We start from the raw sequence: 26,440 nt of genomic DNA, 5'->3' as shown, positions 1-26,440 counted from the left end.
TTTAGCTTATAATTTATATTGTTGTATTTGTATCAAATTGTTCTAAATAATCTCCGATTTTTCTCAAGAATGAACCTCCTAAAAACCCATCAACCACTCTATGGTCGAATGACAAGGAAAGGTACATCATACTTCTAATCGCAATTTCGTCTCCCTTCTCAGATGTGATAACTTCTGGACGTTTTTTGATGATTCCCAAAGCTAAAATCGCAACTTCAGGTTGGTTTATGATTGGTGTTCCCATTAAACTTCCGAAAGTTCCAACGTTTGAAATTGTGAATGTACTTCCTTGCGTTTGTTCTGGTTTTAGTTTGTTGTTTCTTGCGCTTTCTGCTAAATTATTTACTTCTTTAGCTATCTCAATGACATTTTTTTCATTAGCATTTTTCACTACCGAAACAATTAAATTTCCTGATGGTAATGCGGTTGCCATTCCGATGTTGATATCTTTATGTACGATTATGTTTTTTTCATCGACAGAAACATTGATCAAAGGAAAATCTTCAACAGCTTTTGCCACTGCTTCAATAAAAATTGGAGTAAACGTTAGTTTTTCGTTATACTTTTCTTGAAACTTATTTTTGTTTTCGTTTCTCCAATTCACCAAATTCGTCACATCAACTTCGATATAAGAAGTCACGTGAGGCGAGGTTTGTTTAGAATAAACCATGTGATCCGCAATCATTTTGCGCATACGATCCATTTCAACAATACTATCTTTTCCTTCAACGTAATTGATTTTAGGTTTTGGATAGGATGAAGTTGTCGGTTGTCGGTTGTCAGTTATTGGTTTAGATTGGAGTGGATATTTTCTGTTTTTTAAATAATTGAAAACATCACTTTTTTGAATTCGACCATCTGTTCCTGAACCTGGAATACTTTGTACTTCTTCTAACGAAAGATTTTCTTTTTGAGCAATACTTACAATCAATGGAGAAAGAAATGCATCTGGATTGCTTTTTAGTTGCTTAAACTCAGTATTTGATTGTTTTGTAACTTCTGGTTGTACCTCAACTTTAATATTCGTAACTTCTTGTTTCTCGCTTTTAGATTTTTGTTTTCCATCAGCATCAATTAAAGCTAAAACTGTTCCAACAGCAACAACATCGTCTTTTTGAAAACGAATTTCGGTTATAGTTCCTGAAACTGGTGAAGGCACTTCGCTATCCACTTTATCGGTTGCAACTTCTAAAATAGTTTCTTCTGCATCGACAAAATCTCCTACGTTTTTCAACCAGGAAATTATCGTAGCTTCGGATATGCTTTCACCCATTTTGGGCATTTTGAATTCTATTATCATTTTTATTTTGTTGAGACGTTGCAATGCAACGTCTTTTTTAATTCTGTTTTTTTGAATCGTTGCGGTGCAACGTTTCTACTAATGTTTTGTAAAACGCTTCTTGTGTTGGACGATTGGCTGGAATTTCTCGCAAAGGTTCCACTGCTTTTAAACTTTCATAACATTCTGCTGGAAGTTTTTGATACAACGCAGTTCCTTTTGTTTTCCATTCAATCATTTCATCGGAAACGTCTTTTATAATTGTGGCTGGATTTCCAACTACAATCTTTCTGTTCGGAATTTGCATTCCGGCTTTTACGAAAGCTAATGCTCCAATAATACATTCATCTCCAACATTTACGTCATCCATAATTACAGCGTTCATTCCGACCATTGAATTTGCTCCAATGTTGGCTCCATGAATTATAGCTCCGTGACCAATATGTGCTCCAGCTTTCAAAACCATTGATTTTCCTGGAAACATATGAATAGTACAATTTTCTTGTACGTTGCAACCGTCTTCAATAATAATTTCGCCCCAATCTCCACGAATGGCTGCACCTGGACCAACATATACGTTTTTTCCAATAATGACATTACCCGTAACTGCTGCTTGCGGATGAATGAAACTACTTTCGTGTATTACTGGGATAAATCCTTTGAATTCGTAAATCATATTTTAGTGATTAGTGAAGAGTAATTAGTGATTAGTGATTAGCTATTTGAACTTCTTCAACGTTTCTTTTGTAAAATCAGACAAGACTAATCTTCCACTAATGGCTGCTCTTTCTGCTAAAAGGTTATCCCAATCTTCTGTTCCTCTCCAGAATACTTTTTTCATTTCTTGCATCGCTTCTGGATTGTAGGTGCATAAATGCTCTGCGAATTTTTGAGTTTCTGAATCTAATTCTTCGATACTTTCAAATGTATTTGCGAATAATCCTTTTTCTTTTGCCCAATTTGCTTCATAGAATGTGTTAGCATCAATTGCTATTTGTGACATTGCTGAAACTCCCATTTTTCTTTCGATGGCTGGTGCTACTACGAATGGTCCGATTCCGACATTTAGTTCTGATAATTTTATGGCTGCAAATTTTGTTGCCATACAATAATCGGTTGCTGCTGCAATTCCAACTCCTCCTCCAACGGTTTTTCCTTGTACTCTTCCAATGATGAATTTTGGACATTTGCGCATCGCATTGATTACGTTTGCAAATCCTGAAAAGAATACTTTTCCTGTTGAAGCATCATTGATTGAGATTAGTTCTTGAAAACTTGCTCCTGCACAAAAAGTTCTGTCGCCGCCACTTTTTAGGATGATTACTTTTACTTCATTGTTGTTTCCAACTTCTGTGATTGTGTTGGCTAATTTTGCTAATATATCGCTCGGCAATGAGTTGTGTTCTGGATGAAAGAACTCAATTATGGCGATGTTGTTTTTTATTTCTTGTTTTACGTATGCTTGTGACATGTTTTTATTTTTTAACCGCAAAGTGCGCAAGGTTTTACGCAAGGTTCGCAATGATTTTTATTTCTCGCAAAGACGCTAAGGCGCAAAGCTTTTATTTTTTATTCTTTTTTTGAACGCGGATTACACAGATTTTACTGATTATCGCGGATTTTCTTTTTTACTCTAAATTCATAGCCCTGATAGTAGCGGCATCCTTTTGCTTTTTTTCTTTAAAAAGGAAAAGATATAGCGAATAGCAGGATTAGCTTCTAATTATACTATATCAAATCGAACTGTTCGAAGTGATGATTAAGATGCTTTCGTTCAAGCAAATAATTTTCATATTTATTTAATATTCCGAAAACCATGTTTTTTACTTTTGCCTCTGGATTTTCCTTGAAATACAATTTATAAGCTTCTCTTGATTCGAAAAACTTAGCTTTTGCTGTTTCAAAATCGGGATGAACTAAAACTTCTACTTCTCCTTTTTTCATCGTTGGAAAAGACGTTCCCATTGGGAATTTATCGTAAGTATATAATGAATTATGTACTTTGTCTAATATCTTTTCTGGTGTTGCGATTTCAAAATCTTGAATTTCTCCTGACATTATTTTATAACCGTGTTCTAAATGTTCCAACAAATGTTGAGGCGTTAAAATTCCCCATTTTGGTTTAGTATTTTCGGTTAATTTGTTTAGGCATTCAGTGATTTTTTCATCTGTCATTTCTACAAATGTTTCTTGTTTTTTCTGAACCATTGTTAGAATTGTTGCAACTGCTACTAATTCATCTTCAGCATCAAAAACCTCAACGAACCATTTTACAATTCCACTTGGATGTTCGGCTGAAGCTACGTCTCTATCGACTTTTTGCTTACACGTTAAACGTACATAAACTGTATCGTTGTGATATAATGGACGTAAGAAACGGCAATCTTCTAAACCATAATTTGCGGCAACTGGACCTTTGTTTGGGTAAACGAATAATCCTGCAGCAGCTGAAATAATGAAATAACCGTGAGCTGTTCTTTTTTCGAAAATACTTCCGTCAAGTGATGTAATATCGGTGTGTGCGTAGAAATGATCCCAAGTTAAATTGGCAAAATTGATGATATCTGTATCTGTAAATGTTCGTTTGTGTGTTTTTAACGACATTCCTGGTTGAATATCTTCCCAATGGTATTTGAAAGGATGTTCTGGTGACTCTTTATAAGCCGAATTTGCTTGATAAATTCCTGTGATTTCGGTTAAAGTTGTTGGTGAACCTTGAATGGCACAACGCTGCATGTAATGCTTGATGCCTCGAACACCACCCATTTCTTCTCCTCCACCAGCACGACCTGGACCACCGTGAACCAACATGGGTAATGGTGAACCGTGACCTGTACTTTGTTTTGCCATATCGCGATTTCCGACTAAAATTCGACCGTGATGTGATGCTGCTCCGACAACATAATTTCTTGCAATAACATCATCATTGGTAAAAATGGAAGAAACCAATGAACCTTTACCCATTTTAGATAAAGTGATTGCGTCTTCTAAATTTTTGTAAGGCATAATCGTTGAAACTGGTCCGAATGCTTCTATTTCGTGACAAGCTGTATTTGTAAACGGATTATTTTCTCGCATTAAAATCGGTTTTAAGAACGAACCGTTTTTAGCGTTTGCTCCGATGGCTTGAACCTCATCAAAGTTTCCGTATACCATTTGGGCTGTTTGAGCGATTTTGTTTACTTGCGATTTTACGCTTTCGACTTGGGTTTTGTTTACCAAAGCTCCCATTCGAACTTCTTTTAATCTTGGATCACCAATCGTGACTTTATCTAATTGTGATGCCAATGCTTTTTGGACATCATCTATTAATTCTTCTGGAACGATAACTCTTCGAATTGCCGTACATTTTTGTCCGACTTTTACGGTCATTTCGTTTTTGACTTCTCTTACGAATAAATCAAATTCTGGTGTTCCTGGAACTGCATCTTTTCCTAAAATTGAACAATTTAAAGAATCGGCTTCCATTGTGAATGGCACAGATTCTTCGACTAATCTTGGATTATTTTTTAGAATTTTTCCTGTATGTGCAGAACCAGTAAACGTTACAACATCTTGTGAATTTACAGTGTCTAAAATTGAAGTTGTTCTCCCTGAAAGTAATTGTAAAGCTCCTTCTGGTAATATTTTTGAGGCTATAATTTCTCTCACAACTGCTTCGGTTAAGAAAGCAGTTTGTGGTGCAGGTAAAACTACTGCTGGCATTCCTGCCATCCAATTGCAAGCACATTTTTCTAACATTCCCCAAATTGGGAAGTTGAATGCATTAATATGAACTGCAACTCCTTCTTTTGGAACCAAAATATGATGTGCCATAAATCGTCCGCCTTTTGATAAATCGATGGCATCACCTTCTACATCAAATGATTGGTTTGGGAATAATTTACGTAACGATGCATTGGCAAAAAGATTTCCGAATCCACCTTCAATGTCAATCCAACTATCTATTCTTGTTGCTCCTGTTCGGTAACTCAATTCGTAGAAAGCTTCTTTCTTTTTGGTAAGATACAAGGCTAATGATTTAATCATATTTCCTCTTTCTTGAAAAGTCATTTTGCGAAGTTTTTCGCCACCTTTTGTTCTTCCGTATTCTAAAACGTTTGGAATATCTAATCCTTCTGTTGAAGAAAACGCTATTATTTCTCCGGTTATGGCGTCGAACATTGGAGTTCCTTCTCCTTGTCCTTCTTGCCAGCTTCCGTTTATGTAGTTTTGTAGTTTGCTCATAGTTACCTATATATCGTTCCTACGGAACTTATTTAACCGCGAATTCGCGAATTATTATTTTTTTGCCACGGATTACTCAGATTATCACGGAATTTTTACTTCTAAAATCTAAAATCGTTAATCCTCAATCTTAAATTTTAAACTCTTTCTATAATTGCCGCGTAACCTTGCCCAACGCCGATGCACATTGTGATTAATGCGTATCTTTTTTGAGTTAGTTGTAATTCTAATGCTGCTGAATAGGCAATTCTTGCTCCTGTTACTCCTAATGGATGTCCGATTGCGATGGAGCCACCGTTTGGATTTACTCTTGCGTCATCGTCTTTTAATCCTAATTCGCGTAAACAAGCTATACTTTGTGAAGCAAAGGCTTCGTTTAATTCAATGATGTCGATTTGGTCTAAAGTTAGATTAGCTTTTGCTAATGCTTTTTTTGTAGCTTCCACTGGACCAATTCCCATTATTCTTGGTTCTACTCCAATTACTGCTGAACTTACTATTCGAGCAATTGGTTTTAAATTATATTTTTCTACAGCTTCTGCTGATGCGATAATTGTTGCTGCTGCTCCATCGTTTAAACCTGATGAATTTCCAGCGGTTACGCTTCCGTCTTTTTTGAAAGCTGCACGTAATTTTCCTAAAACTTCTAAAGAAGAATTTGGTTTGATGAATTCGTCTTTTGAGAAAACTATTGGATCCCCTTTTCTTTGTGGAATTTCTACTGCTACAATTTCTTTAGCTAATCTTCCTGAATTTTGAGCAGCCGTTGCTTTCATTTGACTTTTGAAAGCGAAAGTATCTTGATCTTCTCTTGAAATTGAATATTTTTCTACTAAATTTTCGGCAGTTTCTCCCATTCCTTCTGTCCCGAACATGCTGTTCATTTTTGGATTGACAAAACGCCATCCGAAACTTGAATCATACATTTTTGAATCAGTTCCATAAGCAGAAGATGGTTTTGAAACTACTAATGGTCCGCGAGTCATGTTTTCAACTCCACCAGCTATAAATAAGTGTCCGTCACCAGCTTTTATGGCACGATTTGCATGAATTATTGCTGATAATCCTGAACTACACAATCTATTTACTGTTTCTCCGGGAACTGAATATGGCAATCCTGCTAAAAGTAATGACATTCTCGCAACATTACGATTGTCTTCTCCGGCTTGATTGGCACAACCCATTATTACGTCATCGTACGCTTCTTTTGGAATATTTGGATTGTTTTCAACAACAGTTTTGATTACCAATGCTCCTAAATCGTCTGGACGAACTGGTGATAAACTTCCTTGATAACTTCCTATTGGTGTACGTATTCCGTCTATTATGTATGCTTCCATATTTTTGTTTATGCTTTTGTTGGAACGCGGTTGACACAGATTTAACTGATTTTCGCGGATTTTCTTATTTATTCTATTTTCTATTCAATACATTTGTCTTCTAGCCCTAATTGGAGAGGAAATCCTTTTTTGCAAAAAAAGATTGGAACGGAAAGCAGGAATTACATTTCCTAAAATGCCCGAGCCATTTGCTTCAAAATATTTTATTCTTCCCAGTCTTTTTGAGTGCGATAAACTACACCTTTGAAAAGTGCTACCATTTCGTTGCCACGTTTTACTTCTATGATATTGAAACCTAATTTGTTGTTTACTTTTTCTATTACGGATTCGGCAACCAAATAATCTCCTTCGTTTACTGCTTCTATGTGATTTATGGATGTTTCTATGGAAACTGCAAATTTTCCGTGGGTGTTAGCTGCGAATCCGAAGGCTGTGTCGGCTAAGGAATATGTGATTCCACCGTGTGCTTTTTGCATGCTGTTTAGCATTTCTGGACGGACTGTCATCGCTACTTTGCAACGACCGATTTCGCATTCTAAAATCTCGATTCCAAGCCATTGGCTGTAGGCATCTTGAGACAACATTTTGTATGGTATTTTGCTTCCTTCCATATTGATTGAAGATTGAAGATTAACGATTTTTGATTTCATAATTTTAAACCCGATTTCAAAAATCATCATCCGTTAATCATTAATTAAAGAATTTTTTATTTTCATTTTTCATTTTTCTTAAAATCGGACTACATCTGTATCTGTCTTCGTGGTATTCGTTGTATAAATTGTCTAGTTTTTCGACACACCAATGGATTCCGATTTCGTCTGCCCAAGCTAATAGTCCCTTTGGGTAATTCACTCCTTTGGTCATTGCGTTGTCGATATCTTTTGCTGAAGCGATGTTTAAAAATAAAGCGTCTGCTGCTTCGTTAATTAGCATTACTAGAACTCTTTCGAATATTTGTTTTGCTTTTTCTTTGTCTTCATTCGGTTTCGTAATTATTGCATTTTCTGCGTAATTATAAAAACCTTTACCCGATTTTCTTCCTAAATAACCAGCTTCAACTAATCGTTTTTGGGTTAAAGAAGGTTTGTATCTTGGATCGAAATAAAAGGCTGTAAAAACGGTTTCTGTTACTACGTAATTTACATCGTGACCAATAAAATCCATTAATTCAAAGGCTCCCATTTTGAAACCCCCGATTTCTTTTAAACTCCAGTCAATTGTCGCCATATCAGCTAAACCTTCTTCTAGAATGCGTAAACTTTCGCTGTAAAATGGTCTTGCTACACGATTTACAATAAATCCAGGTGTGTCTTTTGCAACCGCTACTACTTTTTTCCAATCGGAAATAATTTGTACCGTTTTATTTAAGACTTCTTCGCTGGTTTGAATTGCAGGCACAACTTCTACCAATTGCATTAATGGTGCTGGATTGAAAAAATGAATTCCGATTACGCGTTCTGGTTTTTGGCAAGAAGCTGCAATGGAAGTTATGGATAATGACGATGTATTTGAGGCTAATATTGTGTTTTCTGAGACTAAAGTTTCTAGTTCTGCAAACACTTTTCGCTTGACTTCAAGGTTTTCGACTATGGCTTCGATTACTAAATCTGAATCAGATAAATCAGCTAATGTATTTACGTAGGATATATTATTTTGAATTCGGTTTTTTTCACCTGCATCAATTTTTTCTTTTTCGATTAATCGGTTTAAAACCTTTTCTAAACTAATCTTACTTTTGATTAAAGCTTCGTTGTTTAGGTCGAATATTTTTACATGACAACCAGAAGTTGCTGCAACTTGTGCTATGCCACTTCCCATTGTTCCACTTCCAATAACTGATATCTTCATGCTACCTATATTTCGTTCCTGCGGAACTTTAGTTTCCTTTGAATTCTGGTTTTCTTTTTTCTACGAATGCTGTTACACCTTCGTTGTAATCGTTTGATGAGCTTGCTTCGATTTGTAAATCGCTTTCTAAAGCTAATTGTTGCTCTAAATTGTTTGTTGAGGATTGGTTTAATAATCTTTTGGTTAATCCTAATGCTTTTGTTGGCATATTTGCTAAAGTCAGTGCCATTTTATTGACTTCTTCTTCAAAAGTTTCTTGTGGAAATACTTTGTAAATCATTCCTAAATCCAAAGCTTCTTGAGCTGAAACTTTATCTCCTAACATCATTAACGCAGTTGCTTTTTGGAAACCAATTAATCTTGGTAAAAAGAACGTTCCAGCACTATCAGGAACTAATCCGATTTTACTGAAGGCTTGAATAAAATTAGCACTTTCTATAGCAACAACAATATCACAAGCCAAGGCAATGTTTGCTCCAGCTCCAGCAGCAACGCCATTTACGGCTGCAATAACTGGTTTTTCAATGTTTCTTATTTTTAGGATGATTGGATTGTAATGTTCTTCTAAAATTTTTCTAAAACCTGGATTTAAATCTGGATCTGTAACTTCTTTTAAATCTTGTCCCGCACAAAATGCTTTTCCGTTTCCAGAAATTACGATAGCTCTTACGTTTGAATCACTAGCACAATTATCTAGTTTTCCTTGCATTGATAATGCCATTTCGCGATTGAAGCTATTAAACACTTCAGGACGATTTAATGTTATGAATGCTATTTTATTTTCAATTTTTAGTTCAATTGAATTACTCATATCTTATTTATGTTTCTCGCAAAGTCGCAGAGTCGCAAAGACTAAAAACCGCAAATTCGCATATTTTATTTTAAACATTTGAAGTAGTCGAAAGGTTCTAAACAGTCTTCGCATTGAAAAAATGCTTTGCATGCTGTTGAGCCAAATTGACTAACTAATTTTGTATTGAATGAACCACATTGTGGACATTTAACTACTTTTTTATTTCCCAGAAGTGCCTCTTTATCTGCTGATTCTGATAACGGTGAAGCAATTCCGTATTTTTCTAATGCTTTTCTCCCTTTTGGTGTTATCCAATCGGTTGTCCAAGCTGGTGATAATATTAATTCGACTTTAGCTTTGTATCCTTTGTCTTTGAAGGCTTTTATTATATCTTCTTCAATGACATCCATTGCTGGACAACCGCTATAGGTTGGTGTAATTTCAATCTCGACTATATCATCAAGTATTTTTGCAGAACGCACAACACCCATTTCCATAATCGATAAGACTGGAATTTCTGGATCGGAAACTTTTTCTAGTATTTCGAAAAGTTTTGGGTCGATATTTTGTGTTGTTTCTGTCATTTTTTAACCGCAAATTACTTCGTCAGTTCGGCCTTTGGTCTCGGGTCGCGAATTATTTTTTTTGGAACACGGATTACACAGATTTGACTGATTATCACGGATTCCTTATTTTTTACTGAATACTGCTACTGCAAACTGATTACTTTTCTACCAATTCATATTTGGATAAGCTAGCTGCATATATTGCATTTGTGCTAACAAATAACCCATGTGTTCGCTGTGGATTCCTTGTTTTCCTCCTTTTTGGAAATATTTTATATCTGGAGTTTGTAATGTTGCTTCTTCAAGAATTTCATTAACTTTTTTGTAAAATAATTCTTTTAACAAGCTTACATCTACTCCTATTCCTTCTGAAATCATTACTTTATCAGCGTCTGTTGTGTGGAATAATTCATCTGTGAATTCCCATAAATCATTGATTGCTGTTTGAACTTTGTTATGACTTTCTTCTGTTCCGTCTCCTAAACGTTTCATCCAATCTGACGAAAAACGTGTGTGATAAGAAACTTCTTTGATGCTTTTTTTAGCGATTGCAGCTAATGTTTCGTCTTTACTATTTTGTAATTCTGAAAGCAACAGTAAATGATAAATATCAAACAAAAATTGTCTTGTAATTTGATATGCGAAATCTTTATTTGGTTGTTCTACAAGTAATACGTTTTTGTATTCACGTTCTTTTCGCAAGAAAGCGATTGAATCTTCAGTAACGTCTTCACCTTGTAATTTAGCTGCGTATTGGAAATAACTTCTCACTTGTCCGAATAAGTCAAGTGAAATATTGGTCATTGCAATATCGGTTTCTAAACTTGGTCCGTGTCCGCAAAGTTCACCCAAACGCTGTCCTAAAATTAGAGAATTGTCTGCAATTCCGTATATGTATTGAATTAAATTGTTGTTCATTTTTTCTTTATTAAACCATTAAGAAATTAAGGTTCATTTGGTAAAACAAACCTACAAGGTTTTGAAAACCTTGCAGGTTAAGAATTACATATGTTTTAGTTCGTCTGGAAGTTCGTAAAAAGTTGGATGACGGTATATTTTGTCTGAAGCTGGTTCAAAAAATTCTGCATTATCATCAGGATTTGATGCAGTTATTTCAGTAGATGGAACAACCCAAATACTTACACCTTCCATTCGTCTTGTGTAAACATCACGTGCGTTTTCCAAAGCCATTGTTGCATCACTTGCATGAAGCGAACCACAATGACGGTGTTCTAATCCGTTTTTACTTCTTATAAATACTTCCCAAAGAGGCCAATTCTTCATAGTGTTCAGTTTTTAGTGCTCAGTATTCAGTTAATAGTATTCTGCATAACTGCCTACTAATTACTGATCACTGAATACTGTTCTATATTGCTTGTTTTACTACTTTATTTTCTTGTTTTTCTGCGTAAGCCATAGCTGCATCGCGAACCCATTTTCCGTTTTCCCAAGCGTTAACTCTTGCAGAAATACGTTCTTTGTTACATGGTCCGTGGCCTTTGACTACTTGCCAGAATTCATCCCAATTCATTTCACCGAAATCGTAGGATTGTTTTTCTTCGTTCCATTTTAAATCTGGATCTGGGATTGTTAAACCAATCATTTCTGCTTGAGGAACGGTTTGATCTATAAATTGTTGACGTAAATCATCGTTACTTTTTCTTTTCAATTTCCACTTCATCGATTGTTCTGTGTGAATCGATTCCGCATCTAAAGGTCCAAGCATCATTAAAGATGGCCACCACCAGCGGTTTAAAGCGTCTTGAGCCATTTCTTTTTGTTCTTGTGAACCTTCGGCTAAAGTCATTATGATTTGAAAGCCTTGTCTTTGATGGAAACTTTCTTCTTTACACACGCGAACCATTGCTCTTGCGTAAGGTCCGAATGATGTGGAACATAAAGGCACTTGATTGATAATGGCTGCACCATCTACCAACCAACCGATTGCTCCCATATCTGCCCAAGTTAAGGTTGGATAATTGAAAATACTTGAATATTTTGCTTTTCCTGAATGCAATTGTTCGTATAATTCTTCGCGAGAAATCCCTAAAGTTTCTGTAGCAGAATAAAGGTATAAACCATGACCTGCTTCATCTTGAATTTTAGCTAATAAAGCTACTTTTCTTTTTAAAGATGGTGCTCGAGATATCCAATTTCCTTCTGGCAACATTCCGACTATTTCAGAATGTGCGTGTTGGGACATTTGGCGAATGTGTGTTTGACGGTATTTTTCCGGCATCCAATCTTTTGGTTCGATTTTTTCGTCGCGTGCAATTTTTGCATCGAACATTTCTTCTAGGTTTTTTACTTCTCTATCTGACATACTTTTTTGAATTAGTGTTCAGTGTTCAGTCGCCGTACTATTTTACGTTGCAGTAACTTTGAACGATTAATATTTTTTCTTTTTAAACCATTAAGATATTATGGTTTATTAAGATATTGTTGTTTGTTATTTTATTATTATTCAATACATTTCTCTACTAGCCCTGATTGGAGAGGAAATCCTTTTTTGAAAAAAAAGATTGGAACGGAAAGCAGGAAAACGGACAACTAAAATGCCCAAGCCATTTGCTCCTGACTTCGACAAGCTCAGCCTGAGATTATACTCCGAAATCTACTACTACTTTATCGGTTGTTGGTACAGCTTGACAACTTAACACCAATCCTCTTGCTACTTCGTGTGCGTCTAATGCGTAATTTACTTTCATTTCAACTTCTCCTTCTAAAACCATGCATTTACATGTGCTGCAAACGCCTCCTTTGCATGCGAAAGGTAAATCGGCACCAGCTGCTAATGCTCCGTCTAGAATGTTATCGTAAGAATCTTCCATGATGAAATGAAACTCTTTTCCTCCATCTATAATGGTTACATCAGTTCCGTTTACTTTGTGTTCTACGATTTTTTGAATTCTTTTTTTATCTTCATCTGAAATTCCGGATGTAAATAATTCGTAGTGAATTTTTTCTTTATCTAATCCTGCAGTGGCTAATTCATCGCGCAACAAGAAAATCATATCTTCTGGTCCGCAAATAAAACATTCGTCAACATTGGTAATATCTATAATTTTTTCTGTAAGAACTTGTATTTTTTCTTTGGTAAACCTTCCGTTGAACAATTCTGAAAAACGGTGCTCTTTAGTCAGGAAATGAAAAATTTCAAAACGACCGAAGTATCTGTTTTTCAGCTGTTCTATTTCTTCTTTAAAGATAATTGATTTTACGCTTCTATTCAAATAAAACAGTTTAAAAGTACTATTTGGTTCTTGTGCTAAATGTGTTTTTATGATAGAAAGTATTGGTGTGATTCCACTTCCTGCAGCAAAAACGATATAATTTTTGGCTTTTTCTGGATGTATATCAACATTAAATTTTCCGCTTGGAGCCATTATTTCAAGATTATCTCCTTTTTTAAGCGTATCATTTATGAACGATGAAAACAAACCTCCAGGAATTTTCTTAACCGCTACTTGCCATTTATTTTCTACTGGACTTGAGCATAATGAATACGAACGACGAATATCTTCGCCGTCAATTATTGTTTTCAAGGTTAAATGTTGTCCGGGTTTGTATTGAAATTCAGAAACTAATTCCTCTGGAATTTGAAAAGTAACCACAGAACAATCTCTTGTTTCCTTAAAGATATCTTGGACTTGTATGTTGTAAAATTTTGCCATTCAAATAATTTAATCTTTCAACTAACACTTGTTAGTTTGTTATGCAAATTTAGTGAAAATATTTATTAGTTACGAAAACGTTGTAAATTTTTAACTTTTGTTAATTTAATATCTTGTAAAGACTCATATTCGCAAAGTTTTAATTTACATTATAATTCCATTTAACAAAACTTCAGACATATTGTTTTTTAAAGAACTTTCTGTAAATCCTTTTTTCTTTCCGTACCACAAATAAAGCGTTCGAAGTGTTGAAAGCATCGAAAAAATAATAACTTCTGGATTTATATTTTTGATTTCATTTGATGCAATTCCGGATTTTATGATGTTTCTGAAGTTCTCTTCATAATCTTCACGCATTTTTATAAAATAAGTTAATTCTTTGTCTGTTAAATGCATCCAATCGTTGTTTAAACATGCTAATGCTTCTGGATTTCTTATCGTAATATCAATATGCAATTGGATTACTTTTTCTAATTTTTGAATCGTTGTTGTTTTAGAAAGTACAATTTCGTTGATTGTCTTGGTAAATTCTTCTGCGATTTCAATCACAATTAAAACTAAAATTTCTTGCTTGGATTTGATATGATTATATAAACTTGCGGCTTTTATGTCTAAAGCTTGAGCAATGTCACGCATTGTTACGGCACTATAGCCTTTTTCTTTGAAAAGTTTTGCTGCACAATTTATGATTTCGGTTTTTCTGTCTAAGGGTTTCATTATTTCAAAAATAGTAAAATGAATTGATTGAAGTAACTTTTGTTACAAAACTATAATAAGTAAATTGTAAATTTGATTCAAATTAAAACATAAAGGTATGGGTTTATTAGATTTACTAGGTTTTGGAAATAAAACAAACGATGTGCAAGAATATGTTGCAAAAGGTGCAATTATTTTAGATGTAAGAACTTCTGAAGAATTTAAAGACGGACATATTAAAGGTTCTAAAAATATAGCTTTACAAGTTTTAAACGGAAAAATAGCAGAAATTAAAAAATGGAATAAACCAGTTATAGCCTGTTGTAGATCTGGAATGCGAAGTGGTCAAGCTACTTCAATTTTGAAGCAAAACGGAATTGACTGCATAAACGGTGGTGGTTGGACAAGTTTACAAAATAAATTATAAAACGAAAAAGGCTTCATTATTTTGAAGCCTTTTTTTTATAGTTTTAATTCAAAATCATTTTCTGATTTTATTTCTTGACCATCGTATTTTAAAGTCCAACCCATAGAATTTGTTAAGACTAGCATTTTTGATAATTCTGATAATAATCGATTTTTTGCATTTGATTTTAAAGAAGATTTTTCTATTTTTTTTGCTAAATTCGCTCTTGCTGTTTTGTTGATTTTATTATAATCTTCACCTGTAAACTCGTTGAATGTTGATGATTCAGTATTATAATATTTATAATCTGGACTAATTTTTATTTCTTCTTTTGGAATATTTGTAATCGTTAAAATTTTGTTTTCTGCATCAATATCATATTTAACTTGACTTAAATCAAAACCAACCGTCACATCTGCGTTTATAACTACTAATGCTTTTTTATCAAAAGTCAAACCAGGAATGTAGGTTTCTTTTTTGTCTTTGTAAGTCAAAACTTCTGCAAAATGTCCTTCTGTGACAACTAATTTTCCAACGTTTTTAATTTGTTGCTGAATAAGATTTGTATCGTATTCTATTGTTGAAGAATTATCTTCTTTTGTGAAATAATTGAAAATCCAAAACAAAATAAACCCAAGAAATAAGACTAAAATCCATTTTCTGACTTCTGATAATTTTCCGAAAAAACTGTATTTTGAATAAGTTTCGCTCATGTTAAAACTCAATTTGAGAATAATTTGATGTTAAGGTATTGATTTTTTTATTCAAATTAGCCAAAAACTTTTGATGGCTTTCTGAATTTGGATTAAATGATCGATGTAATAATGATTTTTGAATCGAATCAACATCTTCCATAACTTTTTGACTTTCATCTGAAATATAATTTTCTGAAAATCGTTCCCAAATATAATCAATAGCAACTTGATTGGGATGCAACATATCTGAAGCATAAAAACGATAATCTCTTAATTCGTCCATCATGATTTCGTAAGACGGGAAATAGGTTATAGATTTTAGGTTTTGGGTTGAATGTAATGCTGAAATTAAATGTGATTTACTTAATGTATTTTCTACAAAACCATCTTTTATATGACGAACTGGTGAAATGGTGAAAATAAATTGACAAGTTGGATTTGCTTTTTGGATTAAATCAATGCTGTTTTGTATTGATTTTTCGATAGTTTCTGTGGAAAGTAATTCTTTTTTAAATTGTTTTTGTGGTACTTTATGACAATTGGCTACAATTTCGTTGGATTCGATGTTTCTGTAAACCCATGATGTTCCGTAAGTTATTGTTAAATGTGTTGTTTGAATTAAAAGATTGAAAGATTGAAAGATTGAAAAATTTAACAACTTCAAAAACTCTTCTTTATTTGGGTTTGATAATTCGGAATGTACTTCATAACAATGCCATAAATCGTTGTGAAAGAATATGTCTTTTTCGGTGAATTCTATTTTATTTACAACTCTATTTATTAATTTTTCAATTGAAACTGGATTGAAGATTATTCCAAAAGGATTTGTTGTGATTTGGAATTTAAAATATTGGAATTTCTCACTCATATTTTCTGCAAAACACGAACCTAAAGCCAGAATCTTACTTTCATAAGTTATTGGGTTTTTAGATGTTTCTATTGGTATTTTTGTGGTGAATTGCATGTTTTTTTTCTCGCAAAGTCGCAAAGACGCAGAGTTATAAGTTATTTACTATTCTGGTTATTCCTGTTTTAATTAATGGTTCATTAAAATTAATTAATAATCCTAATTTCAGATTTGTTATTTTAAGGTAAGTTAACACTTGTTTTGGGTGAACGGAAGCTATTTGTTCGACAGATTTCACTTCTATAATTACTTTATTTTCGACAATTAAGTCAGCTCGAAAGCCAATATTCATTTTTTTTTCATCCCAAAACACAGGCAATGCTTTCTGTCTTTCAACTTTTAAACCCCTGTTAATCAATTCATAATTTAAAATTGTTTCGTAAACAGATTCCAACAATCCTGGCCCTAATTGTGTGTGAATTTTGTAACAAACATCCACAATAATTTTAGAAATTTCATTTTCTGACATAACTTTAAATTTATTTTTCTCGCAAAGTCGCAGAGTCGCAAAGTTTTTTGTAAATCAACAAACAGCAACAGTATGTTTTATACTCTGCGACTTAGCGTCTTTGCGAGATAATTTATTTCAGAAATTCAACTGCCTTCTCTAACGCCTGTTTAATGCCAGCAATGTTTTTTCCTTTTCCAGACGCGAAGAAAGGTTGTCCACCACCGTTTCCATCGATTTGTTTTCCTAATTCACGAATTACGTTTCCTGCGTTTAATGCTTTTTCTGCTACCAATTCTTTAGAAATATAACAATGGATATTTGGTAAATTATCTTCAATTGAAGCTAAGAACACAAACGAATTCGGTTTTGAACTTCCAATTGCCATTGCTAAATCTTTTGTAGCACTCATTGATAAATCCACTTGTTTTGACAAGAAGTTGATTCCGTTTATTTCTTGAAAATCTTTAACTAAATTATTTTTTAAACCGTCAACTTTATCTTTTACTAATTGTTCTACTTGTTTTTTTAATTTCGAATTATCTTCTTGCAACGAAGTAACCGATTTTAAAATATCTTGAGGGTTTTTCAACGTTTCTTTTATTTCAGCTAACGTATTTTCTTGATTTGCGAAATAGTCTTTTACGGCATCACCTGTTATAGCTTCAATTCTACGAATTCCTGCTGCAACTGCTCCTTCTGATATAATTTTGAAATACCAAATATTTGCTGTGTTTTGTACGTGAATTCCACCACAAAGCTCCATTGAATCACCAAATTTTATGGCACGAACATTATCACCATATTTTTCTCCAAATAAAGCCATTGCTCCTTCGTCTAAAGCTTGTTGAATTGGAATACTTCTTCTTTCAATCAAAGGCAATTGCTCTTGAATTCTTTGGTTTACAAAATCTTCTACTTGTTTGATTTCTTCATCAGTTACTTTTGAAAAGTGTGAAAAGTCAAAACGCAAATAATTTGGATTCACTAAGGAACCTTTTTGTTCAACGTGAGTTCCTAAAATCGTTCTCAAAGCCAAATGCATTAAATGCGTAGCCGAGTGATTTTTTGAAGAAGATAATCTCAAATCTGTATTTACTTTAGCTACAAAACTAGCTGAAACATTTTCAGGTAATTTTTTTGCAATATGTAATATTAAGTTGTTTTCTTTTTTAGTGTCGATGATTTCAATTGACTCATTTGCTGAAACCAATATTCCTTTATCACCAACTTGTCCACCACCTTCTGGATAAAAAGGTGTTGCGTCTAAAACGATTTGGTATAAAACACCGTCTTTTTTTGAATCTACTTTACGAATTCTTGTGATTTTTACATCATTTTCTGTTTGGTCGTAACCAACGAAAGTTTCCGTATTTCCTTCAACTAATATTTTCCAGTCGTCTGTTGAAACCTCAGAAGCAGCACGCGAACGATTTTTCTGTTCTTGCATAGCTTTTTCAAATCCAGCTTCGTCTAAATCAAAACCTCTTTCTCTTAAAATTAAAGCTGTCAAGTCAATTGGAAATCCGAAAGTATCATATAATTCAAATGCTTTTGCACCGTCAACTTGTTTTCCTTTTGTATCAGCAATTACATTATCCAATAATTGTAAACCTTGATCTAAAGTTCTTAAGAAAGATGCTTCTTCTTCACGAATTACATTAGTAACTAAACTTTGCTGTTTTCTGATTTCTGGGAAAAATTCTCCCATTTGATTCGCCAAAACAGCAACTAATTGATTAATGAATGGCTCTTTTGTTCCTAAAAACGTGAATCCATAACGAATAGCACGACGCAAAATTCTACGAATCACATAACCTGCTCCAGTGTTTGAAGGCAATTGTCCGTCTGCAATAGAAAAAGCTACAGCACGAACGTGATCCACAATTACACGAATAGCAATATTGGTTTTGTTTTGTTCTTCTGATATGTTTTTTACTTCGTTTGAAGTGTATTTTAATCCAGTAATTTGTTCTACTTTTTCGATAAGTGGTGTAAAAACATCTGTATCGTAATTAGAAGTCACATTTTGCATAGCCATACATAAACGTTCAAATCCCATTCCGGTATCCACGTGTTGTGCTGGTAATTTTTCTAAAGAACCATCCGCTTTACGGTTGAATTCCATAAATACATTGTTCCAAATTTCCACAACTTGTGGATGATCTTCATTTACTAATGAAAATCCTGAAACAGCAGCTCTTTCTTCATCTGTACGTAAATCAATATGGATTTCAGAACATGGACCACAAGGACCTTGATCGCCCATTTCCCAAAAATTATCTTTTTTATTCCCTTTTATAATTCGGTCTTCATTTACATATTGTTTCCACAAGTCAAAAGCTTCTTGGTCAAACGGAACATTTTCTGATTCATTACCTTCAAAAACAGATATATAGATTCTATCTTTATCTAATTTTAATACTTCTGTTAAAAATTCCCAAGACCAATTAATTGCGTCTTTCTTGAAATAATCTCCAAAAGACCAGTTTCCTAGCATTTCAAACATAGTGTGATGATAAGTGTCAAAACCTACATCTTCTAAATCATTATGTTTTCCTGAAACACGAAGGCATTTTTGCGTATCGGCAATTCGGTTACTTTTTGGGGTGGCATTTCCTAAAAAATATTCTTTAAACTGAGCCATTCCAGAATTATTGAACATTAACGTTGGATCATCTTTAAGCACAATTGGTGCAGATGGAACGATTAAATGTCCTTTTGATTCAAAAAATTGTAAAAATTGCTTTCTAATGTCTTGTGATTTCATTTTTGGTAATTAGATTTTTATATCTTTTTGCTGTTAGATATTATATTCATTTGCAAATTTGAGAAAAGTTTTACTTTAAAAAATGGATTAGAATGAAACATTTCTTAAATTTGTTCGTATAACTACTGTCTAACATTTTAATTAGGCACAAAAATACTATATTTTATATAATGTCGAAGGTAAAATATTATTACGATCCAGAAAATTTATCCTATAAGAAGATTAGCCCAAGAAGATGGAAAAAAATCGGCTATGCTTTTTTGTTTCTTTTGTCTGCTGCTTTATTTGGTTTTTTGAGTTTTATTGTATTAATTAACAGTAGCTTTCTTGAAACTCCCAAAGACAAATTTCAGGCAAGAGAGATTCAAAATTTAAATATAAATTACAAGATTTTAAACAAAAAAATTGATCAAATAGAAGAGGTTTTGGGGGCTGTTGAAGATAGAGATAATAATATTTATCGTGTTTATTTTAATAGTGAACCTATTCCTATGGAACAACGAAAAGAAGGATTTGGTGGAGTAAATAGATATAAAGAATTACAAGGATATAACAATTCTGATTTAGTAATAAACACTACAAAGCGGGTTGATATACTAACAAAAGCATTAGTAATTCAGTCCAAATCATTAGATGAAATTATTGGTTTAGCTAAAGGAAAAGAAAAACTATTAGCTTCAATTCCTGCTATTCAACCCGTTAAAAACGAACAATTGAAACGTATGGCTTCTGGATTTGGTTATAGAAGTGACCCTTTTACAAAAGCAAGAAAATTTCATTCTGGTATGGATTTTTCATCACCAACAGGAACTCCAATTTACGCAACAGGAGATGGAGTTGTTTTAAAAGCTGACAATTCATTATCGGGTTATGGAAATCACATTGAAGTAAATCACGGATTTGGCTATGTAACTTTATATGCACATTTAAGCAAATATAATGTTAGAGCAGGACAAAGAGTGAAACGTGGAGATGTTATTGGCTATGTTGGAAGTACAGGACGAAGTGAAGCCCCTCATTTGCATTATGAAGTTATAAAAGATGGTCAAAAAATAAATCCGTTAAATTTTTACTACGGAAGTATTTCGGCAGAAGAATACATCAATATTTCAAAAATTGCCAATCAAGAGAATCAATCGCTTGATTAACTTTAACAGTATTAAGTATTAAGACATAAATTATGCACGTAGATTTACCAGCAGGAAAATTATATTATAGTATTGGTGAAGTGGCTAAAGCTTTTGATGTAAACACATCATTAATTCGTTTTTGGGATAAAGAATTTGATGTTTTAAAACCTAAAAAAAATGCAAAAGGAAATAGAAAATTCACACCAGAAGATGTAAAAAATTTACAATTGATTTACCATTTGGTAAAAGAAAGGGGGTTTACATTAGATGGAGCAAAAACACATTTAAAAGAAAATCAAAAGAAGACTTTAGATAAATTTGAGATTATTTCAAAATTAGAATCTATAAAGAACGAGTTGAAAAAATTTAAAGGAGAATTATAGATTTTGGATTTTCAGATAATAGATTTTCGGATTTCAGAATCTCAAAACAATTGAAACTTTTTAAACAATTTGAAACATTAAACAATAAAAATAGACTAATAACTAAACATTAACAGCATCTGAAATAAATTCAGATTAAAAAAACAAGAACTTATGAAAAAATGGTTAATTCCCGTAATAATTATAGCTGTAATCGTAATTGCGTCATACAGTTGGGCAAAAGGTGTAAATAATACCGCAGTGACTTTAAACGAAAGTATTTCAGAAGCTTGGGGAAATGTTGAAACATCTTACCAAAGAAGAAACGACTTAATTGGAAATTTAGTTAAAACCGTAAAAGGTGCTGCTGATTTTGAAAAATCAACTTTAGAAGCAGTAATAAATGCAAGAAGTAGAGCAACTGGAGTAACAATTGACCCAACTAATATTACACCAGAACAATTAAACCAATTTAATCAAGCACAAGGTGGTTTAAGCTCTGCGCTATCTCGTTTATTAGTAACTGTTGAAAAATATCCTGACTTAAAAGCAAATCAGAATTTCTTAAAATTACAAGATGAATTGGCTAGTACAGAAAACCAAATTTTAACCGCTAGAACTCGTTTCAATGAGGCTGTAAAACCTTATAACAATCACATTAAAGTATTCCCAAACAACTTATTAGCAGGAATGTTTGGCTTTACAGAAAAAGCTTATTTCAAAGCTGTTGAAGGAGCAGATGTAGCACCAGAAGTTGAATTTGATTTCAATAATAAACCACAATAAACATGTCAAAAACCGAAGACTTTTTAACTTCTAAACAAGAAGAGAAAATAGTTGAAGCTATACGAATTGCCGAACAAAATACATCGGGTGAAATTCGCGTACATATTGAAGAAAAATCAGAAAAACCTCCTATCGAAAGAGCTACGGAGGTTTTTAACACTTTAAAAATGTATGAAACCGAAGCCAGAAATGGCGTTTTGTTTTATATAAATGTATCTGGAAATCAATTTGCAATTATAGGTGACGAAGGCATTAACAAAGTTGTTCCAACTGATTTTTGGGAAAGTACAAAAGAAATAGTTTTGACAAATTTTGCTCTAAAAAAAAATAAAAAAGGTTTGGTAAAAGGTATTAGAAAAGCAGGAAAACAATTGAAAAAATATTTTCCTTATCAAGCAGATGATACAAACGAATTATCAAACGAAATTTCAAAAGGATAATGATAAACTTAGTATACAAAATTATTCAATTTGTAATATTTGCATCCTTAATGTTAATGTCATTTTTGGGGTTTTCGCAATATAAAATTCCGGACATTCCAAAATTTCAAACTTCTGTTTATGATTATGCTGATGTTTTAAATGTTAACGAAGAAAAAGCTTTAGAAGACAAATTAGTACATTTTTCAGACTCAACAACTACTCAAATAGTAGTTATAACAATAGAAAGCTTAAAAGGAGAAGATATTGGTATTCTTACGCCAAGATGGGGACAAGAATGGGGAATTGGAGGAACAGAAAAAAATGATAATGGTATAATAATCCTATTAGCCAAAGAAGAACGAAAAATATGGATTTCTTCCGGATATGGGCTAGAACAATATATGACAGCCGGCACAACGGGAGAAATTATCAGAAATGTCATATTACCAGAATTCAAAGCTGGAAGTTATTACAACGGATTAGATGCAGGAACAACAGCTATTTTTGAAGTAATTAAAGGAACATACAAAGGAAGTCGTATTCAAAACAAAAAAGACAACCCATTTCCTTTCATAGTATTTTTTATTATCTTGATTATTATTTTCATTTTAATTGCAAAAAACAAAAACAATGGTGGTGGTAATAATGGAACAGGTAAATTTGGTGGCCCAGGCATATTAGACATGATAATCCTAAGTAGCTTAGGAAGAAGCGGTGGTGGCTTTGGCGGTGGATCTTCTGGTGGTGGCTTTGGTGGCGGTGGATTCGGAGGCGGATTTGGCGGTGGTGGATTCTCAGGAGGTGGCGCTGGTGGAAGCTGGTAAATCCAAAATTAGAAGTTAGTAAGCTAAAATAAATGTATGGTTTTAATTTATTCAATAGTTATTATTTTTCTTATTTCTTTAGGAATCTACTATTACATTAGGAAAGACAGACAACGAGATAAAAACAATTTAGCAATAGATTGGAAAAACTTCTTAAAATCTGAATCTCAAAATAACATAAAAGGCATAATAACATATGGAGATAAATTAATATGGAACAAATATCTTCTAAACGAACAGCTTGATAAAATAATTGATGTCGTAAATTCTAGAGTAGCAAATTTTCCTGAATTGAAAAAATTAGAAAATAATGCTTTCAATAAAAAATTGCATTATAATCGAATTTTACATTAAAACAGCAATAATCAAATTATAAAATAAAAAAACTCGTCTAGTTAATTAACTAGACGAGTTTTTTATTATCCAATTTTAAAACAAATTAATCAAAGAATATTCCGTTATCATTTTTCTTTTTGCCACCAAATTTTTCTAACTTATAGGTTAAAGAAAACATTACATATTGTTGTAAAACGGTGTTTTCTGAATCTGTGATTGAAGTTGGAGATATACTTCTTGTTGCATTTACATTTTGATTTAACACATCATACACTTTTACCTTCGCAAGTAATTGATCTTTAAAGAAATTATATCCTAAACTAATATTCCATAAGTAAAAGTCTTTTTGAAATCCACCTGTTATATTCGAGTTATAATTATATCCAAAATCATTTCCTAGCACAACATTCTTTGGCCAATAACTTGTGGTTTCTAATTTGAATATATGTCTAAAATTATCTGTTCTATCAATAACATAATTATCGAACTTAGTAATATTATAATTGTATCTATAAGAAGGTGAAATAGTAATCTTATCTTCAATTATGTATGAAAAATTAACCCTTGGATTTAAACTTAATGCTTTAGATTCATACAACGCTGCATTTGTTAAACCTTGATTAAAATTGTAATTCATCCAAATTCCATAACCATATTTAATAGTTCTTTTTTCTTTTTTATAGGATTTATTAACGCTAAAACCAGCAAAAGCATTGTATGATTTATCTACATTTTCATAAGTTGTGGTCGCTTTAAAATCGGAATCATAAACAGTTGAACTTACTACGTCATTTTTTCTAACATTACCCCCAAAATAAGTATAAAAGCCAGAACGAGTGGCATAATCATAATTATTAAAATTCATATACGAACTGTATTCTTCAGTAGGTTTTAGACTTGCATTTCCTATTATGGTATTTAATGGATTGGCCAAGTTTTCAAAAGGCAATAATTGATTTGCATTAGGTAAAGAAGCTTCATAATTAAAATTAGCATAAATAGATTTTGATTTTGCTACTTTATAACTCATATAACTACTTATTTTTGGAAAAACATAATTGTTTTTTAATGTTGTAATTGTTCCTAAATAATTTGATTGATTATTATACCCTAAAAAATCAGCTCCAACATTTAAATTACCACTAATTTTATTTTTATTTAATTGCAATCCGACTGTTGAACCAAATTTACTATTCTTTGAGTCAATAGTATTTGACAACAAATCATTAAAAACATCATATTGATTAGAAACACTATTAAAATTATAAGTGTTTTGAGAATCAGTACCTTTATTAGTATCTAAATAATTTTGGAAATTAAATGTTAGTGAATCATTTACAGGTTCACTATACCCCAATTCAATTCTGTATTTATTATTAATTTCTTCATTAAATATATTCTGATTTCTACTATCATTTGTGTTTCCAGATTGATAAAAAACAGTATTCGTAATTGTGTTTAACTTGTTTTTATTGTTAGAATTTTCATTATTGAATTCAAAATTAACAGATCTTCCTTTTTTCTTAAATGATTTATTAAAATAAAGATTGTTTTTAAAGCTACTATTATTTGTTTCTCTAAAATCTGAACCATCAGACTCGTTTAACAAAGCATCATCTCCATCAAATGATTTCGAAAAACTTTCGCTTTGTGTCTTTCCATCACTTTTAGAAAAAGATGGACTCAAATAAATAGTTGCTGTTGAATCGATTTTAATTTCAAATTCTGATGAAAAATTATGACCAACAACATCATTTTTAAAGGATGATTCAGCATCTGTTTTAGTTGTTCCTGTTGGTAATAAATTTGTTCGTTTTGTTCTGTTTTTATTTTCTGTGATGGCAGTGTTTAGATAATAGCTAAAATTTGGATCAACTTTTTTATTAAACCATTCATCTGCATAATTAATTCCAACTAAGTTAGAACGAGTAATTCCTGTGTTTCCACCAAACTGCATTCCATTTATACTAAAAGCACCACTATCGGAATTTGCCCAAACTGATCGATTTCTTCCTCCTCCCATATTGTCAAAAATCTCATTCATAGAGAAACCAACAGAATTAATATTATTTGAAGAACTTAAAACACTAACTTTCTGAGCATCCTTAAAATAATTAAACAACAAACTAGATTCATAACGTTTATCTGTTCCTAATCCAACAGTAGCTTTACCAAACATTCCTTTATTTTTATCTTCCTGAATGGTTAAATTTATTGTGCTTTCATTTGAAGTTGAAGCTTTCCCTGATAATTCTTCTGCTTTAGTTTTAGTATCAGTTACTTGCACTTTATCAATCATATCTGCTGGTAAATTTTGAGTAGCAATTTTTCCGTCTTTACCAAAGAAAGGTTTTCCGTTGACTAAAATATTATTTACTTCTTTCCCGTTGACTGTAATTTTTCCTTCTTCGTCAATTTCTACACCTGGTAATTGTTTTAGTAATTTTTCAACATTTGCATCTGGACTAACTTTAAAAGAACCAGCATTAAACTCTAAAGTATCTTTTTTTATTTGAATTGGTGGGATTTCACCTTTAACTACTATTTCATTTAATTGTGAAGTTTGCTGAAACATTTCGATTGTTCCAAAATCCTTATCTGCTAAGATATTATCAATTTTCTTATTATAATTCTGAAAACCGTTGTAAGAAACTTTAAAATTTACTGGTGATTCTGTTTTTCTTGATTTTAAATAAAAATTTCCGCTTTTATCAGAAATTGTATAATCAATAATGGTAGAATCTTTTACACTAGTAAGATAAATTGTTGCTGATTCTAGAGGTGATTTCGAATCGCTGTCAATTATTTTTCCTGAGAGTTGAAAAGTATTTTGACTAAAGCCAAGGCATGCAAATAATAAAGTTGCAATTAGAGTAATTTTTTTTAACATAAAAATTTGATTGATGATTGATTTTCTTAATAACTGACAAA

Annotated in this window: 26 protein-coding genes; 7 read left to right on the top strand and 19 right to left on the bottom strand. The window is 32.5% G+C overall.

Features of this window, described 5'->3' with window-relative positions:
* Window positions 1-13 precede the first annotated feature (13 nt).
* The 14 genes from G507_RS0115755 to G507_RS0115690 all read right to left on the bottom strand — a co-directional run bounded on the left by G507_RS0115755 (window position 14) and on the right by G507_RS0115690 (window position 14,444).
* Complete coding sequence (locus G507_RS0115755) at window positions 14-1,300, bottom strand: dihydrolipoamide acetyltransferase family protein (RefSeq protein ID WP_035666424.1); 1,287 nt, start codon at window positions 1,298-1,300, stop codon at window positions 14-16.
* Between the two features lie 37 nt (window positions 1,301-1,337).
* Window positions 1,338-1,955 carry an acyltransferase gene (locus G507_RS0115750; protein ID WP_026718402.1) on the bottom strand — a complete coding sequence of 206 codons (618 nt, stop codon included), beginning with the start codon at window positions 1,953-1,955 and terminating at the stop codon, window positions 1,338-1,340.
* Between the two features lie 42 nt (window positions 1,956-1,997).
* Window positions 1,998-2,750 carry an enoyl-CoA hydratase/isomerase family protein gene (locus G507_RS0115745; RefSeq protein ID WP_026718401.1) on the bottom strand — a complete coding sequence of 251 codons (753 nt, stop codon included), beginning with the start codon at window positions 2,748-2,750 and terminating at the stop codon, window positions 1,998-2,000.
* Between the two features lie 257 nt (window positions 2,751-3,007).
* Window positions 3,008-5,506 carry a phenylacetic acid degradation bifunctional protein PaaZ gene (gene paaZ / locus G507_RS0115740; RefSeq protein WP_026718400.1) on the bottom strand — a complete coding sequence of 833 codons (2,499 nt, stop codon included), beginning with the start codon at window positions 5,504-5,506 and terminating at the stop codon, window positions 3,008-3,010.
* A 137-nt stretch (window positions 5,507-5,643) separates the two neighbouring features.
* On the bottom strand, window positions 5,644-6,846 hold the full coding sequence (pcaF, locus tag G507_RS0115735; RefSeq protein WP_026718399.1) for a 3-oxoadipyl-CoA thiolase: 1,203 nt from the start codon (window positions 6,844-6,846) through the stop codon (window positions 5,644-5,646).
* A gap of 203 nt (window positions 6,847-7,049) precedes the next feature.
* Entirely contained in the window at window positions 7,050-7,457 is a 408-nt protein-coding gene (locus G507_RS0115730; RefSeq protein WP_026718398.1) for a PaaI family thioesterase, read from the bottom strand.
* Between the two features lie 79 nt (window positions 7,458-7,536).
* Entirely contained in the window at window positions 7,537-8,694 is a 1,158-nt protein-coding gene (locus G507_RS0115725; protein ID WP_026718397.1) for a 3-hydroxyacyl-CoA dehydrogenase NAD-binding domain-containing protein, read from the bottom strand.
* A gap of 28 nt (window positions 8,695-8,722) precedes the next feature.
* A complete protein-coding gene (locus G507_RS0115720; RefSeq protein ID WP_026718396.1) occupies window positions 8,723-9,505 on the bottom strand; it encodes an enoyl-CoA hydratase-related protein in 783 nt (260 codons plus the stop codon).
* A 65-nt stretch (window positions 9,506-9,570) separates the two neighbouring features.
* On the bottom strand, window positions 9,571-10,071 hold the full coding sequence (gene paaD / locus G507_RS0115715) for a 1,2-phenylacetyl-CoA epoxidase subunit PaaD (RefSeq protein ID WP_026718395.1): 501 nt from the start codon (window positions 10,069-10,071) through the stop codon (window positions 9,571-9,573).
* A 147-nt stretch (window positions 10,072-10,218) separates the two neighbouring features.
* Window positions 10,219-10,971 (bottom strand): 1,2-phenylacetyl-CoA epoxidase subunit PaaC, encoded by a 753-nt coding sequence (gene paaC, locus G507_RS0115710; protein ID WP_026718394.1) that lies wholly within the window; start codon window positions 10,969-10,971, stop codon window positions 10,219-10,221.
* 84 nt (window positions 10,972-11,055) lie between these two features.
* Window positions 11,056-11,337 (bottom strand): 1,2-phenylacetyl-CoA epoxidase subunit PaaB, encoded by a 282-nt coding sequence (gene paaB, locus G507_RS0115705; RefSeq protein ID WP_211218989.1) that lies wholly within the window; start codon window positions 11,335-11,337, stop codon window positions 11,056-11,058.
* 82 nt (window positions 11,338-11,419) lie between these two features.
* Window positions 11,420-12,376, bottom strand: a complete 957-nt coding sequence (paaA, locus tag G507_RS0115700; protein WP_026718392.1) for a 1,2-phenylacetyl-CoA epoxidase subunit PaaA — start codon at window positions 12,374-12,376, stop codon at window positions 11,420-11,422.
* 277 nt (window positions 12,377-12,653) lie between these two features.
* Window positions 12,654-13,727 (bottom strand): 1,2-phenylacetyl-CoA epoxidase subunit PaaE, encoded by a 1,074-nt coding sequence (gene paaE / locus G507_RS0115695; protein WP_026718391.1) that lies wholly within the window; start codon window positions 13,725-13,727, stop codon window positions 12,654-12,656.
* Between the two features lie 144 nt (window positions 13,728-13,871).
* Complete coding sequence (locus tag G507_RS0115690; protein ID WP_026718390.1) at window positions 13,872-14,444, bottom strand: TetR/AcrR family transcriptional regulator; 573 nt, start codon at window positions 14,442-14,444, stop codon at window positions 13,872-13,874.
* A 97-nt stretch (window positions 14,445-14,541) separates the two neighbouring features.
* Here G507_RS0115690 and G507_RS0115685 point away from each other — a divergent pair, with 97 nt between their 5' ends.
* Entirely contained in the window at window positions 14,542-14,850 is a 309-nt protein-coding gene (locus G507_RS0115685; protein WP_026718389.1) for a rhodanese-like domain-containing protein, read from the top strand.
* 35 nt (window positions 14,851-14,885) lie between these two features.
* Here G507_RS0115685 and G507_RS0115680 read toward each other — a convergent pair whose 3' ends face one another.
* From G507_RS0115680 to alaS, 4 genes are all read right to left on the bottom strand, one after another.
* Entirely contained in the window at window positions 14,886-15,542 is a 657-nt protein-coding gene (locus tag G507_RS0115680; protein WP_051191753.1) for a DUF4230 domain-containing protein, read from the bottom strand.
* A gap of 1 nt (window position 15,543) precedes the next feature.
* Complete coding sequence (locus G507_RS0115675; protein WP_026718387.1) at window positions 15,544-16,488, bottom strand: GSCFA domain-containing protein; 945 nt, start codon at window positions 16,486-16,488, stop codon at window positions 15,544-15,546.
* A gap of 34 nt (window positions 16,489-16,522) precedes the next feature.
* Complete coding sequence (locus G507_RS0115670) at window positions 16,523-16,900, bottom strand: GxxExxY protein (protein WP_026718386.1); 378 nt, start codon at window positions 16,898-16,900, stop codon at window positions 16,523-16,525.
* Between the two features lie 112 nt (window positions 16,901-17,012).
* On the bottom strand, window positions 17,013-19,649 hold the full coding sequence (gene alaS, locus G507_RS0115665; protein ID WP_026718385.1) for an alanine--tRNA ligase: 2,637 nt from the start codon (window positions 19,647-19,649) through the stop codon (window positions 17,013-17,015).
* 170 nt (window positions 19,650-19,819) lie between these two features.
* Between alaS and G507_RS0115660 the strand changes: the two genes are divergently transcribed.
* The 6 genes from G507_RS0115660 to G507_RS0115635 all read left to right on the top strand — a co-directional run bounded on the left by G507_RS0115660 (window position 19,820) and on the right by G507_RS0115635 (window position 23,527).
* On the top strand, window positions 19,820-20,797 hold the full coding sequence (locus tag G507_RS0115660) for a M23 family metallopeptidase (RefSeq protein WP_026718384.1): 978 nt from the start codon (window positions 19,820-19,822) through the stop codon (window positions 20,795-20,797).
* 32 nt (window positions 20,798-20,829) lie between these two features.
* Window positions 20,830-21,162 (top strand): MerR family transcriptional regulator, encoded by a 333-nt coding sequence (locus G507_RS0115655; RefSeq protein WP_026718383.1) that lies wholly within the window; start codon window positions 20,830-20,832, stop codon window positions 21,160-21,162.
* Between the two features lie 153 nt (window positions 21,163-21,315).
* Entirely contained in the window at window positions 21,316-21,927 is a 612-nt protein-coding gene (locus tag G507_RS0115650) for a LemA family protein (RefSeq protein ID WP_026718382.1), read from the top strand.
* A 2-nt stretch (window positions 21,928-21,929) separates the two neighbouring features.
* Window positions 21,930-22,367, top strand: coding sequence for a TPM domain-containing protein (locus tag G507_RS0115645; RefSeq protein WP_026718381.1), 438 nt, complete (start codon window positions 21,930-21,932; stop codon window positions 22,365-22,367).
* Window positions 22,367-23,173 (top strand): TPM domain-containing protein, encoded by an 807-nt coding sequence (locus tag G507_RS0115640; protein WP_051191751.1) that lies wholly within the window; start codon window positions 22,367-22,369, stop codon window positions 23,171-23,173. Before G507_RS0115645 ends, G507_RS0115640 begins: the two co-directional genes overlap by 1 nt.
* A gap of 36 nt (window positions 23,174-23,209) precedes the next feature.
* The gene (locus G507_RS0115635) at window positions 23,210-23,527 is read left to right on the top strand and encodes a hypothetical protein (protein ID WP_026718379.1); all 318 of its coding nucleotides are present in this window, start codon (window positions 23,210-23,212) and stop codon (window positions 23,525-23,527) included.
* 85 nt (window positions 23,528-23,612) lie between these two features.
* On the opposite strand, the gene G507_RS0115630 is transcribed toward G507_RS0115635, so the two are convergent.
* Window positions 23,613-26,399, bottom strand: coding sequence for an outer membrane beta-barrel protein (locus tag G507_RS0115630; RefSeq protein WP_026718378.1), 2,787 nt, complete (start codon window positions 26,397-26,399; stop codon window positions 23,613-23,615).
* Window positions 26,400-26,440 lie beyond the last annotated feature (41 nt).

The sequence above is a fragment of the Flavobacterium gelidilacus DSM 15343 genome, from assembly GCF_000422685.1.
Lineage (GTDB): Bacteria > Bacteroidota > Bacteroidia > Flavobacteriales > Flavobacteriaceae > Flavobacterium > Flavobacterium gelidilacus.
The sequence above is the reverse complement of the archived record's forward strand: the minus strand, read 5'-3'. Positions and strand labels throughout refer to the sequence as shown.